This is a genomic window from Actinomadura sp. NPDC049382 (assembly GCF_040677125.1).
Taxonomy (GTDB): domain Bacteria; phylum Actinomycetota; class Actinomycetes; order Streptosporangiales; family Streptosporangiaceae; genus Spirillospora; species Spirillospora geliboluensis.
In genome coordinates this window covers 1-15421 of record NZ_JBFARO010000169.1, presented here as the reverse complement: position 1 = coordinate 15421, position 15421 = coordinate 1, and the positions used below count along the sequence as shown (strand labels likewise).

At 74.0% G+C, this 15421-nt stretch carries 15 protein-coding genes; 10 read left to right on the top strand and 5 right to left on the bottom strand.

The annotated features are described in order from the left end of the window. A partial coding sequence (locus AB0K34_RS42770; RefSeq protein WP_364554350.1) for a universal stress protein occupies window positions 1-585 on the top strand: 585 nt, incomplete at its 5' end. A gap of 12 nt (window positions 586-597) precedes the next feature. Here AB0K34_RS42770 and AB0K34_RS42765 read toward each other — a convergent pair. Next, window positions 598-1200: a TetR family transcriptional regulator C-terminal domain-containing protein gene (locus AB0K34_RS42765; RefSeq protein ID WP_205719208.1), complete on the bottom strand. Its 603-nt coding sequence runs from the start codon at window positions 1198-1200 to the stop codon at window positions 598-600. A gap of 134 nt (window positions 1201-1334) precedes the next feature. On the opposite strand from AB0K34_RS42765, the gene AB0K34_RS42760 reads away from it, so the two are divergent. Next, entirely contained in the window at window positions 1335-1703 is a 369-nt protein-coding gene (locus AB0K34_RS42760; protein WP_138636176.1) for an STAS domain-containing protein, read from the top strand. A 68-nt stretch (window positions 1704-1771) separates the two neighbouring features. On the opposite strand, the gene dmpG is transcribed toward AB0K34_RS42760, so the two are convergent. From dmpG to AB0K34_RS42745, 3 genes are read right to left on the bottom strand one after another with little or no spacing between them, the layout of a single operon-like run. Then, window positions 1772-2815, bottom strand: a complete 1044-nt coding sequence (dmpG, locus tag AB0K34_RS42755) for a 4-hydroxy-2-oxovalerate aldolase (RefSeq protein WP_138636177.1) — start codon at window positions 2813-2815, stop codon at window positions 1772-1774. After that, the gene (locus tag AB0K34_RS42750) at window positions 2812-3708 is read right to left on the bottom strand and encodes an acetaldehyde dehydrogenase (acetylating) (RefSeq protein ID WP_138636178.1); all 897 of its coding nucleotides are present in this window, start codon (window positions 3706-3708) and stop codon (window positions 2812-2814) included. The genes dmpG and AB0K34_RS42750 overlap by 4 nt, the downstream gene beginning before the upstream one ends. Continuing rightward, window positions 3705-4499: a 2-keto-4-pentenoate hydratase gene (locus AB0K34_RS42745; RefSeq protein ID WP_138636179.1), complete on the bottom strand. Its 795-nt coding sequence runs from the start codon at window positions 4497-4499 to the stop codon at window positions 3705-3707. Before AB0K34_RS42745 ends, AB0K34_RS42750 begins: the two co-directional genes overlap by 4 nt. Before the next feature lie 107 nt (window positions 4500-4606). Here AB0K34_RS42745 and AB0K34_RS42740 point away from each other — a divergent pair, with 107 nt between their 5' ends. Further along, window positions 4607-5362: an IclR family transcriptional regulator gene (locus AB0K34_RS42740; RefSeq protein WP_138636180.1), complete on the top strand. Its 756-nt coding sequence runs from the start codon at window positions 4607-4609 to the stop codon at window positions 5360-5362. On the opposite strand, the gene AB0K34_RS42735 is transcribed toward AB0K34_RS42740, so the two are convergent. Then, window positions 5336-8185 (bottom strand): FAD-binding and (Fe-S)-binding domain-containing protein, encoded by a 2850-nt coding sequence (locus AB0K34_RS42735; protein ID WP_240807485.1) that lies wholly within the window; start codon window positions 8183-8185, stop codon window positions 5336-5338. The genes AB0K34_RS42740 and AB0K34_RS42735 overlap by 27 nt on opposite strands. A 270-nt stretch (window positions 8186-8455) precedes the next feature. Here AB0K34_RS42735 and AB0K34_RS42730 point away from each other — a divergent pair, with 270 nt between their 5' ends. The 7 genes from AB0K34_RS42730 to AB0K34_RS42700 all read left to right on the top strand — a co-directional run bounded on the left by AB0K34_RS42730 (window position 8456) and on the right by AB0K34_RS42700 (window position 15396). Then, window positions 8456-9949, top strand: coding sequence for a pyridoxal-dependent decarboxylase (locus tag AB0K34_RS42730; RefSeq protein ID WP_138636182.1), 1494 nt, complete (start codon window positions 8456-8458; stop codon window positions 9947-9949). A gap of 16 nt (window positions 9950-9965) precedes the next feature. Beyond that, entirely contained in the window at window positions 9966-11510 is a 1545-nt protein-coding gene (locus tag AB0K34_RS42725; RefSeq protein WP_138636183.1) for a phenylacetate--CoA ligase, read from the top strand. Between the two features lie 29 nt (window positions 11511-11539). Continuing rightward, window positions 11540-11971 carry a hypothetical protein gene (locus tag AB0K34_RS42720; RefSeq protein ID WP_138636184.1) on the top strand — a complete coding sequence of 144 codons (432 nt, stop codon included), beginning with the start codon at window positions 11540-11542 and terminating at the stop codon, window positions 11969-11971. Between the two features lie 22 nt (window positions 11972-11993). Beyond that, window positions 11994-12788 (top strand): hypothetical protein, encoded by a 795-nt coding sequence (locus AB0K34_RS42715; RefSeq protein WP_364554349.1) that lies wholly within the window; start codon window positions 11994-11996, stop codon window positions 12786-12788. Between the two features lie 68 nt (window positions 12789-12856). After that, the gene (locus AB0K34_RS42710; protein ID WP_364554348.1) at window positions 12857-13330 is read left to right on the top strand and encodes a hypothetical protein; all 474 of its coding nucleotides are present in this window, start codon (window positions 12857-12859) and stop codon (window positions 13328-13330) included. Further along, entirely contained in the window at window positions 13327-13875 is a 549-nt protein-coding gene (locus AB0K34_RS42705) for a hypothetical protein (RefSeq protein ID WP_138636187.1), read from the top strand. The genes AB0K34_RS42710 and AB0K34_RS42705 overlap by 4 nt, the downstream gene beginning before the upstream one ends. 300 nt (window positions 13876-14175) lie before the next feature. Then, window positions 14176-15396, top strand: coding sequence for a NarK/NasA family nitrate transporter (locus AB0K34_RS42700; protein WP_338072546.1), 1221 nt, complete (start codon window positions 14176-14178; stop codon window positions 15394-15396). Window positions 15397-15421: the final 25 nt, after the last annotated feature.

Sequence of the window (15421 nt, the reverse complement as noted above, 5' to 3'; positions counted from 1 at the left end):
GAACTGGTCGTGATCGGCGCGGCCGGCGACCCGGTCGGCGTCGCGATGGCGCTGGAGCTGCCCGCCCGCTCCCCGCGCCCGGTGATCGCGGTCCGGGACGGCGGCGGCCCCCCGCCGCGCCGGGTCGTCGTCGGCACCGACGGGTCGGCGGGCTGCCGCGCCGCCCTCGGCTTCGCCGCCGAGGAGGCGGCGCTGCGCGGCTGGGACCTGCACGTCGTCTACGGCTGCTGGGAGCCCGGCGCCGTCGCCGAGTCCGAACTCCCCCTGTTCCACGACCGCGAGCTGCTCGCGAGGACCCGCGCGGCCGAGCTGGCGGAGGTCGTGGAGCCGGTGCGCCGCCGCTACCCGGAGCTGCGCGTCGAGGCGTCGCCGCTGCTGGAACGCCCCCTCGACGCCCTGCGGGCGGCCGCGGACGGCGCCGGCCTCGTGGTGCTCGGGGAGCGGAGCGCCGGCCCCGGCCTCGGCGCGATCGCCACCGGCATGCTGCGCCGCGACAGCCGGACCCTCGCGATCGTCCCGGCCGGGCGGGCGGCCGAGACGCGCGCGCACGGCCCCGGCCCCCGCGTCCCCGCCCGGCACGCCTAGCCGGCGCGCCCGTCAGGGGTCGGTGACCAGGGCCTCGGTGGCGTGCAGCGCCGGGCCCGTCGGCAGGTCGGGGTCGAGGATCAGCTGGAGCAGCAGGCCGTCCAGCATGGCGGTGAACAGCATCGCGGTGCCCTCGTGCCGCTCGGCCGGCCAGTCCGGGCACAGGTGCGCCAGCCGCGCCGCGATCCGGGCCCGGACGGTGCGCGACCAGTCCCGCCGCTCGGCGCCCATCCGCGGATCGCGCAGCGCCCTGACCAGCAGCTCGGCCGCGAGCCGCAGGTTGCGCTCGCCGGCCGCCATGCGCGGCACGAGATCGCGCAGCGTGCGCAGCGCCGCCGGGGTGTCGGGCGCGGCGATCAGCGCGTCCACCACCGGATCGATGATCATCTCGCTGGCGCGCTGCGCCACCGCGATGTGCAGGCCCGGCAGCCCGTTGAAGTAGTGGTGCAGCAGCCCCGGCCGGGTCCGCGCGCGGTCGGTCACGGCGCGCGCCGTCACCGCCGGCCAGCCGCCCTCGGCGAGCAGGTCGAGGCCGATCCCCACCAGCTGGTCCCTGCGCGCCCGCCCGCGAGGAGTCGACGCTTCCCCCGCGCCGGAAGGGTCCTCGTGGGTCATGCCGCCCAAGCTATCCCAACCCTTGCACCGTGCAAAGATCATCACCGGCGGGAACGCCCTTCCCCGGCTTCCTTGCACTGTGCAAGGATGAGCCCCCCCCAGGACGAGGCGCCGTGGTCGCTCGGAGGCAGGACGTGACCGGATACACCGCCCCCGTCCGGCCGCTGTCCATCGACATCACCGTCGAGCGCCGCTGCATCGTGCTGCGGCTGGGCGGCCACCTCGTCACCGACAACGTGCCCCGGCTGAGCCGCTGGCTCGACCGCATCGGGCGGCTGGAGGGCGGCGTCCTCGTCGCCATGGACCTGCAGGGCGTCGTCGGCTGCGACTCCGTCGGCGTCGACGCGCTCGTCGACGGCGCGGGCCGCATCCGCCGGGCCGGCGGCCTCCTCATCGCCGCGCACTACCCCGACGCCTGCGCGGCCCACCGCGCGCGGGCCGCCCTGGAGACGCGCCCCACCGTCCACGACGCCATCGACGAGCTCCGCGACCGGCACGGCTGACCCCTACCGCGACGCGGAAGGGCGCGGCGGCCGTTTCGACCGGCCACCGCGCCCCCGCGCCCGTACGGTCAGGACTCCGCGCGCTCGCGCTCCGCGCGCAGCTGGAGCGCCACGTCGATGATCATGTCCTCCTGGCCGCCGACGTAGCCGGCCTCGCCGACCTTCTGCAGGATCTCGTGCACCGGGACCTCGTACCGCTTCCCGGCCCGCTCGGCGTGCAGCAGGAAGCTGGAGTACACGCCCGCGTACCCCTGCGTGATCGCGCCCCGGTCGGCGAACGGCAGCCGGTGCAGGAACGGCTTCACCACGTCGTCCGCGGCGGCCATCACGCCCTGCACGTCCACGCCCGTCGGGACGCCGAGCCGCTCGAACGTCGGCACCAGCACCTCGGTGGGGGAGTTGCCCGCCCCCGCGCCGAGCGCGCACAGCGCCCCGTCGATCTGCAGCGCGCCGTTCTGCTGCGCCAGCACCGAGTTCGCGACGCCCAGCGACAGGTTCTGGTGGCCGTGGAAGCCGACCTGCGCCTCGTGCCCGATCTCCTTGACGACCGCGCTGATCCGCTCCTGCGCCTCGCCGAGCACGAGCGCGCCCGCCGAGTCGACGACGTACACGCACTGCGCGCCGCCGTCCACCATGATCCGGGCCTGCTGCGCCAGCACGTCCGGCCGCACCCGGTGCGACATCATCAGGAACCCGACGGTCTCCATGCCGAGGCCGCGGGCGGCGGCGAAGTGCTGCAGCGAGACGTCCGCCTCGGTGCAGTGCGTCGCGATGCGGGCGACGGACGCGCCCGCGTCGTGCGCCAGCTTCAGGTCCTCGACCGTGCCGACGCCCGGCAGCATCAGCACCGCGATCTTCGCGCGGGTCGCCTCGTCCACCGCGGCGGCGACGAGCTTGACGTCGTCCTCCAGCGAGAAGCCGTAGTTGAACGACGAGCCGCCGAGGCCGTCGCCGTGCGTGACCTCGATGACCTCCACGCCGGCCGCGTCCAGCGCGTGCACGACCCCGCGGACCTGCTCCTCGGTGAAGCGGTGCGCCATCGCGTGGCTGCCGTCCCGCAGCGTCGAGTCGGTGATCCGGATCTTCGCCGGGGTCTCCTGCGCGGCGCTCATGATGCCACCTTCCTACGCGCGATCTGCTCGCCCACCCGGGCCGCGGCCGCGGTCATGATGTCGAGGTTGCCGGCCCACGGCGGCAGGTAGTCGCCGTTCCCGCGGACCTCCAGGAACACCGCGACGCGGGCCATCCCGTTCCAGATGTCGCGGGGCTCGTCGAACTGCGGCTCGGCGCGCAGCGTGTAGCCGGGCACGTACACCGCGACCTCGGCCACCATCTTCTCGATCGAGTCCTGGATCGCCTTGGTGTCGGCGTCCGACGGGATCGCGCAGAACACCGTGTCCCGCATGATCATCGGCGGGTCCACCGGGTTCAGGATGATGATCGCCTTGCCCCGCCCGGCGCCGCCGACCTTCTCGATCGCGCGGGCCGTGGTCTGGGTGAACTCGTCGATGTTCGCGCGCGTGCCGGGCCCGGCCGAACGCGACGCGATGGACGCGACGATCTCCGCGTACGGGACCGGGACGACCGACGACACCGCGTGCACGATCGGGATCGTCGCCTGCCCGCCGCAGGTGATCATGTTGAGGTTCGGGGCGTCCGACAGCGTGTCCAGGTTCACCGGCGGGCACACGAGCGGGCCCGTCGCGGCGGGCGTCAGGTCGATCGCCGTGATCCCCGCCTCCTCGTAGCGGGGCGCGTTCGCCAGATGCGCCTTCGCCGACGTCGCCTCGAACACGAGGTCGGGCAGCGTCGGCTGCTTCAGCAGCCAGTCCACGCCCTCCGCCGAGGCCGGCACGCCGAGCTTGCGGGCGCGCTCCAGCCCGTCCGACTCCGGCACCACCCCGATCATCGAGTGGACGTCGATCAGCTCGCTGCGCATCAGCTTGACCAGCAGGTCGGTGCCGATGTTGCCCGGCCCGACGATGGCCGCCGTCAGCTTGCTCATGCCTCCTCCTTTCCGAACCGGGCGGTCACGGAACCGATCCCGGCGAACGTCGCCGTCAGGGTCTCGCCGGGCGCCACCGGCACGGCCGCGGTGATCGAGCCGGGCAGCACCACGTGCCCCGCCTCCAGGGACACGCCGCGCTCGCCGAGCACGTTCGCCAGCCACACCAGCGCGTTGATCGGCGAGCCCAGCACCGCGCCGCCGGCGCCGGTGTCGATCAGGTCGCCGTCGCGGCGCAGCAGGCAGCCCATCAGCGACAGGTCCAGGTCGTCCAGCCGGACCGGGCGGGTGCCGAGCACCACGCCGCCGCTGGAGGCGTTGTCGGCGATCGTGTCCGGCAGGGTGATCTTCCAGTCCGCGATGCGGGAGTCGATGACCTCCAGCGCCGGCAGCACGTACTCGACGGCGGCGACGGCGTCCGCCGCGGTCGCGCCGGGCCCGGCGAGCGGGCGGCCGAGCACGAACGCGATCTCCGGCTCGATCCGGGGCTGCAGGAACCGGCCGGCGTCGATCGGGGCGCTCTCCTGCAGGAACATCGTGTCCAGCAGGACGCCGAAGTCCGGCTGGTCGACGCCCATCTGGCGCTGCATCGCGGCCGAGGTCAGCCCGACCTTGTGCCCCTTGATCCGCGCCCCGGCGGCGGTCCACGCCTCGACCTGGGCGAGCTGGACCGCGTAGGCGTCGGCCACCGACATCTCCGGATGGTCCTTCGTCAGCGGCGAGATGGGAGTGCCGGTGGCGTACGCGTCCAGTAGCGCCGCCGCGGCCTTCTCCACGGAACCCGGGTCCATTGGGGCCGTCCTTTCGTTGTCTGCCGAGGCCGAGCCTCCCCCGTCCCGGTCGCGGCGGGCAATCCGCGCGTCCCGCGTGGTGGGACACATCTTCTACAGTGGCGGGCATGCCGCCCGACGACACGTTCCTGCGCCGCGCCGTCGCCGTGCTGACCGCGTTCCGGGCCGACGACGACGGCCTCGGCGCCGCCGAGCTGGCCCGCCGCAGCGGCCTGCCCAAGTCCACCGCGCACCGGATCGCGCTCGACCTCGCCGAGGCGGGCCTGCTGGAGCGCGACGGCACGCGGGTGCGGCTCGGGCTGAAGCTGTTCGAGATCGGGCAGCGGGTGCCGCGCCAGCGGGTGCTGCGGGACGCCGCCGCCCCCTACATGTCGGACCTGCGGGAGGCGACCCGGCAGACCGTCCACCTCGCGGTGCTGGAGGGGGCCGAGGTCGTCTACGTGGAGATCCTCGGCTCGTCCGGCGGGCCGCGGCTGCCGTCCCAGGTCGGCGGGCGGCTGCCCGCGCACGTCACCGGGGTCGGCAAGGCGATCCTGGCGTTCTCCCCGCCGGAGGCGGTGCAGGCCGTGCTGGACGCCGGGCTGGCCAAGCGGAGCGGGCGCAGCGTCACCGCGCCGGGGCTGCTGGCCAAGGAGCTGACGCGGATCCGCCGCGAGGGCGTCGCCTACGACCGGGAGGAGTCCGGCGCCGGGATCGTGTGCGCGGCCAGCCCCGTCCTCGGCGCCGACGGCCAGGCGCTCGGCGCGCTGTCGGTGTCGGGCTGGGCGACGAAGATGCGCCTCGCCGCGGTGGCCCCGGCCGTCCACACCGCCGCGCTCACCCTCTCCCGCACCCTGTCAGCGGGGAAGGTGGCGGGCCAGTAGCTGGGCCAGGTGCTCGCCGTCGCGGCCCGCCAGGTCGGCGAGCTGGGTGCGGCAGCTGAACCCGTCGGCGAGGACGACCTCGCCCTCGCCCGCCTTCCGGACGGCCGGGAGGAGCGACGTCTCGGCGACCGCCACCGAGACGTCGTGGTGGCCCTTCTCGACGCCGAAGTTCCCGGCGAGGCCGCAGCAGCCGCCGACCCTGCCGACGTCCGCGCCCGCCTCCGCCAGCAGGGCCGCGTCGGCCGTCCAGCCCATGACGGCGTGGTGGTGGCAGTGCGGCTGCGCGACGCCCGCCACGCCGGACAGGTCGGGCGGCGTCCAGCCGGGGGTCTCGGCGAGCAGCTCGGCGAGGGTGCGGGTCGCGGCGGCCACCTCGCGCGCGGCGGCGGCGTCCACGCCGCGCAGCAGCTCCGCCGCGTCCGAGCGCAGCACGCCCGTGCAGGACGGCTCCATCCCGACGACCCTCGCCCCGCGCCGCACGTGGGGGAGCAGCGCGCGGACGGTCTGCCTGGCCTGCGCGCGCGCCCCGTCGAGCTGGCCGGTGGAGATCCACGTGATGCCGCAGCACACCGGGCGCTCGGTCACGATCACCCGGTAGCCGGCGTGCTCCAGCACCTTCACCGTCGCCTTGCCGACCTCGGGGGAGAACGCGTCGGTGAAGGTGTCCACGAAAAGCACGACGTCGCCGTGCCGCCCCTCGGGGCTGCGGTGTGAGGCGAACCAGCGCCGGAACGTCACCGGGGCGAACTCGGGCAGCGAGCGCCGCCGGTCGATCCCGGCGCCCCACGCGAGCAGCGGCCTCAGGGCGCGCGACCGCATCACCGCGTTCACCGCCCTGACCGACGCGGGCGCCTTCGCCGCGAGGCGCGTCCAGCGCGGGAGCCAGCCGAGCGCGTAGTGGGAGCGGGGCCGGAGCTTCCTCCGGTACCGCCGGTGCAGCGCCTCCGCCTTGTAGGACGCCATGTCGACCCCGGTCGGGCAGTCGGACGCGCACCCCTTGCAGGACAGGCACAGGTCGAGGACGTCGTGCAGCGCGTCGGACTTCCAGCCGTCCGGGCCCAGCTTGCCGCTGACGACCTCCTGCAGGACGCGCGCCCGCCCGCGCGTGGAGTCCTTCTCCTCGCGGGTCGCGAGGTAGGACGGGCACATCACGCCGCCCGCCGCCGTGTTGTCGGCGCGGCACTTGCCGACGCCGGTACACCGGTGCACGGCGCGCGACAGGTCGCCGCGGTCGTCCCGGTAGGCGAGACCGAGCCCGCGGTTCAGCGGGACGAGCTGCACCGCGCGCAGATCGTCGTCCACCGGCGCCGGGCGGACGATCACCCCCGGGTTCAGCACGTCCCCGGGGTCGAACACGTCCTTGACGGCGGAGCACAGCGCCAGCGCCTCCGGCGAGTACATGTGCGGCAGCAGCTCGCTGCGGGCGCGGCCGTCGCCGTGCTCGCCCGACATGGTGCCGCCGTGCCGCGCCGCCAGCGCGGCCGCCTCGTTCAGGAAGTCACGGAAGACCCGCGCGCCCTTCGCCCGGCCGAACGGGAAGTCGATCCGCACGTGGACGCAGCCGTCGCCGAAGTGCCCGTACGGGACGCCGAACAGCCGGTACTCCGCCAGCAGCGCCTCGAACTCCCGCAGGTAGGCGCCGAGCCGCTCGGGCGGGACGGCCGCGTCCTCCCAGCCGGCGTGGGCCTGCTCGCCGTCCGGCGTCCGCGCGACGAGCCCGGACCCGTCCTCGCGGATCCGCCACAGCGCGTCCGCGAGCGCCATGTCCTCCACGACCATGGAGCCGCGGCAGCCGGAGTCGCCGACGACCTTGCGGGCGGTGCCGCGCAGCGCCCCGATCTCGGCCCCGGCCAGCTCCACCAGCAGCCACCCGGACCCGTCCGGCAGCGGCGGCACCGCGGCGGCGCCCCGCCGCTCCCGCACCACGCCCGTGATCCGCGAGTCGAGCCCCTCGCAGGCCACCGGCCCGTGCGGCAGGATCGCCGGGACGGCGTCGGCGGCCTCCGCCATCGACCCGTAGCCGAGCACGACCAGCACCCGGCAGGCGGGCTCGCACACCATCCGCAGCCGCGCGGCCAGGGTCAGCGCGAGCGTCCCCTCGCTCCCGGCCAGCGCCCGCGCGACGTCGAAGCCCCGCTCCGGCAGCAGGTGCTCCAGCGAGTAGCCCGACACCTGCCGCCCGAACCGGCCGAACTCCGTGCGGATCAGCGCCAGGTTCTCGCCCACCAGCCCGCGGAGGCCCTCCAGGAGGGGGCTCCCGGCCGGGCCGCCGGGGACGTCGCCGAGCCGGAGCCGCTCGCCGGAGCCGGCCACCACGTCGAGGCCGAGGACGTTGTCGCTCGTCCGGCCGTAGCCGAGCGCCCGCGACCCGCACGCGTTGTTGCCGATCATGCCGCCCAGCGTCGCCCGCGTCCGGGTGGACGGATCGGGCCCGAACCGCAGCCCGTGCCCGGCCGCCAGCGCATGCAGCCGCGCCTGCACGATCCCGGGCTCGACCAGCGCCGTCCCCGCCTCGGAGTCGATCTCCAGCACCCGGTTCAGGTGGCGGCTCGCGTCCACGACGACGCCCGGCCCGACCGCGTTGCCCGCGATGGACGTGCCGGCGCCGCGCATCGTCAGCGGCACCCCGAGCCGGCGGCACACCTCCAGCACCGCGGGCAGCTCCGCGGTCTCCCGGGGCGTCACGACGACCGCGGGCGGCACCCGGTAGAGCGAGGCGTCGGAGGAGTACATGGCCCGCGCGAGCGCGGAGTCGTCCACGCCGCCGACCCCGGCCGCGCGCAGCGCCGCCGCCAGTTCGCCCTGCTCGGGATGCTCGGTCACGCCCCCACGGTAGGACATCGGGCCCGCGCCGCGCCGTGCCGCCCGCCGCGATGCGCCTTTCGTCCACATAAATGCCGACAGGGTGGACGGCATCGCGGATCAATAAATGATCGACAAATGTCGCCGGTGGCGCTCCGGTTAGGAATGACTGCCCTTGTTGACCGCTCGCGGGCCTGCCTAGACTCAACGCTGTCAGGGCCAATACATAAACGGTCATGAAAATCGGGGGAACGCGCAGTGGCGGACTCGCCAGGGAAATGTCATCCACCCGTGCCGCGACCGCGGCAGCCGGCCGGGGAATCGCTGGCCGCCGCATTCGATCCGCATCTTTTCCGCAGGAATTCCGAACTGGCCGCCGGGCGGCTGGAGACCTATCTGGCGGACCTGTCGGTCCGCGGCCTGGACCTCACCGACCCGGCGGTGCTGGCGCGGGCCGCGCGGTCGCTGATGGCGACCGGGCACGAGGGCGTCGCCGCGTTCGACGAGAAGCGCCTGGCCGGCATCATCGACCTCTACGTCCGGACCGGCATCCAGGTCCACTCGCCCGGCTACATGGGCCGCCAGTTCTCCGGGGCCGTCCCGCTGGCCGGCGTGATCGACTTCGTCAGCGCCGTCGTCGGCCAGCCGTCCTCCTTCTACGAGGCGGGGCAGCTCCCGCTCACGGCCGAGCGCATCATGGCCGACGAGCTCAACCGGTTCATCGGCTGGGAGCCGGGCCGCTTCGCGATGGTCACCACCTCGGGCGGCTCGCTGGCCAACCTCACCGCGCTGCTGGCCGCCCGCAACCGCGCCTTCCCCGGCATCTGGGCGCGCGGCCGGCACGGCGGCGGCCCGGCCCCGGCGATCGCCGTCAGCGAGGACGTCCACTACAGCGTGACCCGGGCCGCCGGCGTGCTCGGCGTCGGGGAGGCGCGGCTGGTCCGGCTGCCGGTGAACCGGCGCGGGCAGATCATCGCCGAGCGGGTGCCGGCCGTGCTCGCCGCGGCCGAGCGGCGGGGCCTCGCGGTGTTCTGCCTGGTGGCCTCCGCCGGCACCACGGCGCTCGGCGCGTTCGACCCGGTCGACCGGCTCGCCGCCGTCGCCGCCGAGCGCGGCATCTGGCTGCACGTCGACGGCGCGCACGGCGCCAGCCTGCTGGTGTCGGACCGGCTGCGGCACCGGCTGCGGGGCATCGAGAAGGCCGACTCGCTGACCTGGGACGCGCACAAGATGATGTTCGTCCCCGCGCCCTGCACCCTGCTCTTCTACCGGAACGCCCAGGCCGCACTCGGCGCGTTCCGGCAGCGCGCCAGCTACGTATTCGACGAGGAACCCGATCCATTCTGCGAATTCGACAGCGGCGACAAGAACTTCGAATGCACGAAACGGCCGATGATCATGCCGTTGTGGACGCTATGGGCCGTCTACGGCCGCGCGCTGTTCGCCGAGAAGATCGAATACCTGTGCCGGCTCACCCGGGACGCGCACGGCATTCTGCGGAGCGAACCCGATTTCGAGACGCTGCATCTGCCGGAGGCGAACATCCTCTGCTTCCGCTACCGCCCGCCGGGCGTCCCCGCCGGCCGGGTGCACCGCCTCCAACTGCAGATCCGCGACCGGGTCCGGCGATCGGGGCGCTTCTTCATCTCCAAGGTCGACGTGCGGGGCACCGCCGCGCTGCGCGTCGTGATGATGAACCACCAGGCCGGCACCGAGCACGTCCGGATGCTGCTCGCCGAGATCAGGGACACCGGCGAGCGGGTGCTCCGCGACGGGAACCCGTGACGAACAGGAGTGCGCGATGAGCGTTGTGCGACTGGACCGGGCGGCCGACGCCGCCGAGCTCGCCGCCCGGCTGATCCCCGACGAGGAGATGGAGCCGTGGTCGGTCGACACCGTCCCCGACCTGCCGTCGTTCGCGGGCAAGATGCGGGCGTGCGAGCGGCTGTGCGGCGTCCCGTACAGCGAGACGCCCCACGAGGTGCAGGACGCCCTCGTCCTGCGCCGCCTGCAGCAGATGGTCAACACGGTGCTGCTCAACCCGCTGTGGAAGGAGCGGCTCAGCGCCGCCGGGATCACCGGCCCGCCCGCCACCTACGCCGAGTGGGAGCAGATCCCGCTGTCGGACAAGGCCGTCCAGCGCGACATGGTGATGGGCGCGCGGCCCGGCGTCGTCGTGCCGCTCAGCCGCGGCGGCTTCGAGGTCGTCGCCAGCGGCGGCACCAGCGACGGGCTCCCGCTGGAGATCGTCTACTCGCTGCGGGAGCTGCGCGACACCTACCGGGTCGCCGGCGCGTTCATGGGCACCTACCAGCTCCGCGGCCACCTGCGCGGCGGCGACCCGAAATGGCTGTTCACCAACCTCGCCGACTACCAGATGTGGAGCAGCGGCACGATGGTCGGCGGCGTGCTCCAGCAGGTGCCGGGCGTCAACTACATCGGCGCCGGCCCCGTCACCGGGCCCGTCCTGGAGCACATGTTCTCCTACCCGGGGCCGAAGGCGATGATGGGCATCTCCGCGGGCGTCGCCGTCCTCGCCGACCTCGGCGCCGGGCTCGGCCGCGAGGCGCGGGAGAACTTCCGCGTCGCCCTCTACGGCAGCGGCGTCCTGCCGCACCGCAAGCGGGCCGAGCTGCGCGCGCTGTACCCGAACGTCGCGATCCTCAGCTACTTCGCCGCGACCCAGGCCGAGACCATCGGCCTCCAGCTCCGCGACGACTCGCCCTGCCTGGCGGCGGTGCCGGGCCTGCACCTGGTCGAGATCGTGGACGAGGCGGGCCGCGCGGTCGCCGAGGGCGAGGAGGGCGAGCTCGTCGTCACCCGGCTGCACGCGCACGAGGCGCCGCTGCTGCGGCTCAAGCTCGGCGACCGGATGATCCGCCGCCCGTCCCTGGACGGCCCCGGGCTGAAGACCCGCCGGTTCGAGTTCGCCGGCCGCACCGGCGACGTGCTGCACCTCAACGACAGCCAGTACTCGGCCGCGCTGGCCTACGAGGCCCTGCGCGACGACCTGTGCACGGCCACCGGCATCGACCTGGACGAGGCCGCGCACGAGATCCAGTTCGTCAACCACCGCGAGGCCAGGACGATCACGCTGCTCGCGGCGGTCGACGACCCCGACGGGCTCGGCCGCGAGGTCGGCTCGGCGCTCGGCCACGCCGGTCTCCAGCGGCTGTTCACCGGTGCGATGCCCCGGTCGCTGTCGCTGTTCAACGACCGGGAGGCCACCCGGGCGGCGGTGGAGCGGTCCGGATACGGGTTCCGGGTCTCCTTCGTGCACCGGTCGTCCCCCGAGATAGAGCGGACGGCCGTCGGCAAGGTCCCCCTCGTACGCGACCGGGGGTGACGGGCAATGGTCAGGACAGGAGCGGAGAAATGAAACCGAACGTCAACATCGTCGTCCTCGTGGACGTCGTCGGAGCGCTGTCGGACGGGACCCTCCACAACGGGAACCTCTCGCTGATCGACGACGGGCAGTTCGACAGCGCCGGGCAGGGCACCACGGACCTGTGCACCGTCGTCGCACCGGGCCAGGTCGTCCAGTGGAGCGCGGTCGCCGTGGACGTGCAGACACCGGTCGAGATCCGGAGCATCTCGTTCCTCGGCGCCCCCGGCCCGCCGCCCGCCGGAGGCGGCGGGCAGGCGGGGGAGGCCGAGACCAAGACCCCGGACGTCCTGGTCTGGTCCGGGATCGTCCCCGCCCACCTCGTGCCCGGCGCGCGCTACGGGTACCGGCTCGAACTCCAGATGCACGAGGGCCGGAACAGCGTGCTGGGCCTCGAGACCGCCGCGCTCATGTGCGCGTGACCCCCGACCCGAAGGCGGACCCATGGCACAGCAGCAAGCCATCATCGTGATGGTCGACATCGCCGGCGCGCTCCAGGACCGGAACCTCAAGGGCAACATCTACCTCTTCGACAACATGAAGTTCCTCGGCTCCACCGGCGACGGGACCGAGGACCTCGTCACCGCGATCCCCGGCACGTACTGGAGCGACGGGTCGCAGGGCACCGAGCAGGTGCTGAACTGGGCGCTCGCCAGCCTCGGCTCCATCCCGCCGACCGTGCCGCGCAGCTACCACGCCGACCGGGCGGGGGCCATCGACCGGGAGGCGCTGGCGGAGATCGGCGCCGTCGCCGACCGGGCCCCGGACCCGTCCGTCGACACCACCGCCGACCTGGAGCACCTGCGCCGCCGGGTCGGCACGCACGCCCGCCGGCCGCGCGGCAGCCGCGGGCTGGCCAGCGCCAAGGTCCTCGACGTGACCGGCAACGCCGTCACCGGCGAGGACGCCGCCTACAACTACCCCCCGCCGATCATCACCGACCTCACCGGCGAGGCGGTGGACGAGAAGATCATCTACCCGGCGCAGTACGGCTCCCCGGACATGGTGTCCGACGGCTGGTACTGGTCGGCGACGGTCGACACGGCCCGTCCGGGGACCTACTCCTACACGATGCACATCCAGCTCCACGAGCTGGTGTACCGCAACGGGGAGCCCGTCTGGGAGTCGGTCGACATGACCTGGCGGTCGGCCATCCGGGTCACGACCGAGCCGAAGCGCAACGCGTTCACCGGGGCGGGGCTCGGCCACCTGCCCATGCCAGCCGTCCCGCCGTCGTAGCCCGCGGGCCGCGGCCCCCGGCCCGCGGCCCGCGCACCGCGCACCGCACCCGAAAACGGAGGAGCCCCATGCCCCCGAGGACAAGACCCGCCGACGCCAAGCCCGCGCGTCCCGTCACGATCGTCGCCGTGGTGGACCCGGTCGCGATCATCGCGTCCGGCTCGCTGGACCACAACGTCTACCTGTACGACACCAACAAGTCCGCCGGGTCGACCGGCTTCGGCACCGAGCGGCTGCGCACGACGGTGCGGGCCGGCGACCGGCTCATCTGGAACGTCGTCGTGCTGGAGTGCGAGACCTACGCCTCCCTCGACGACATCGTGATCGACGCGAGGGTCTGCGAGCCCGAGCGCAGGGTGTTCCCGGGCACCGACATCGTCTACTGGACCGGCACGGTGAAGAAGGCCGTCACCGAGCCGGTGGCCTACCGGCTGAAGTTCCGGCTCGGCACCCTCACCGAGTCGTTCGCCCTGTCGACGCCGGCGCTGGCCGGCCCGGCCCCCGCCGCCGGCCGGCCCGGCGCGGTGAAGGAGCGGTCATGAGCACCCCGCGGAGCGCCGAGCGCTCGGACGAGCGCGGCCAGCTGAACTCGGTCCAGCTCAACATCGTGACGCTGGTGAACATGGAGCGCGCGACCTCGACCGGCTCGCTCGACGGCGCCCTGTTCATGATGGACAACAGCCTCGGCGGCACCGGGCAGGGCACCGACCACCTGGAGACGATCTGCAAGCAGGGGCAGGTCATCAACTGGATCATCCGGCCGGTGGAGATGGAGAAGCGGCCGGACGGCACCTGGCCCCCGATGCCGAAGATCAGCAACCTGGTGTTCCTGGACACCGAGAAGGGCGACGAGGAGGACGTCGCCGAGCGCCGCATCACCACCGAGCTGAAGATCTACGGGGCGCCCGACCTCATGCGGTCGCCGTACACGCCCGTCTATTACTACTGGGCGGGGGCCGTCCAGAGCACCGCGCGGCCTGGCCTGTACCACTACCGGTTCGTGCTCGAACTGGAGCAGGACGGCTCCAAGCAGAAGGTCTACCTGAGCCCCAAGCGCCACGCGGCGCTGCGGGTCCTGGAGGTCTGACACAGGGTCGCGCCCACCGCGCCGACCGGGCCCGCCGCACCGGCCCGGTCGGCGCGCCGTCGTCGCCGGGCGCGTCCTGACGAGACCGTCGGCCTGACGGGACCGTCGGCCTGACGGGACCGTCGGCCTGACGGGACCGTCGGCCTGACGGGACCGTCGGCGGGACGAAGGTCCCTTCAGCGCGCCGCCGCTCTCCGCGAGGGTGAGATCGGACCCGGCGGGTACCGATCATGGTTACCCGCCGGGGGTCCGGGAACGATCACGGGAACCTGGCGGGGAGCGATGGAAGCGGTGCGTGGGGTGGCCGAGCGAGACGAGAGCAAGCCCGGGCCGCCGGGGGCCGGGCGGCCCATGGTCATGCTGGCGATGGCCACACTGGGGTTCGCGGTCAACTTCTGGGCGTGGGCCCTGCTCAGCCCGCTCGGCCCGAGGTTCAAGGACTCGCTGGACCTGACGTCGTTCGAGCAGTCGCTGCTCGTGGCGGTGCCGGTGGTGGTGGGGTCGCTCGGGCGGATCCCGGTGGGGGCGCTGACCGACCGGTTCGGCGGGCGGGTGATGTTCCCCGCGGTGTCGCTGATCACGATCGTGCCCGTGCTGTACCTCGGGCTGGCCGGGCACTCGTCGCTGCCGGCGCTGCTGGTCGGCGGCTTCTTCCTCGGCATCGGCGGGACGGCGTTCGCGATCGGGGTGCCGTTCGTGAACGCGTGGTTCCCGCCGGAGCGGCGCGGGCTGGCGATCGGGATCTTCGGCGCGGGGATGGGCGGCACCGCCATCAGCGCGCTGACGACCGTCAAAGAGGTCGACAGGTACGGGATGGAGTTCCCGTTCGAGGTGATGGCGGTCCTGCTCGCGGTGTACGCGGTCGTCGCGTGGCTGGTGCTGCGGGAGGCCCCCGGCCGCACCGCCCCCACCGAGCCGCTGGCGAAGCGGCTGGCGGCGACGGTCCGGCTGAGCGTCACCTGGCAGATGTCGGCCCTGTACGCGGTCGCCTTCGGCGGCTACGTCGCGTTCTCGGTGTACCTGCCCACCTACCTGAAGGCCGAGTACGGGCTGTCGCAGGCGGACGCCGCGAACCGGATGGCGGGCTTCGTGCTGCTGGCCGTGGTGATGCGGCCGGTCGGCGGCTGGCTGTCGGACCGGATCGGCGCGGTGCGCGTGATGACCGCGGCGCTCGCGGTGACCGTGGCCGGCGCCGTGGCGCAGTCGTTCGCGCCCGCGCTCATGCCGGTCGGGACCATCGCGTTCCTGGCCATGGCCGCCGCGCTCGGCGCCGGGAGCGGCGCGACGTTCGCGCTGGTCGCCCGGCTGGCCCCGGCGAACAAGGTCGGCGCGGTCACGGGTGTGGTCGGCGCCGCCGGCGGGCTCGGCGGGTTCGTCCCCCCGCTGGTGATGGGAGCGCTCTGGGGCAGCCTCGGGGAGTACCGGATCGGCCTGCTGCTGCTCGCGCTCGTGGCGGGGGCGGCCGGGGTGTTCACCGCCACGACCGTCCGGCGCGCCGTGGCGGCGCGCGCGGACGGCTGACACCGCGCCGTCCCGCCGGGGCCCC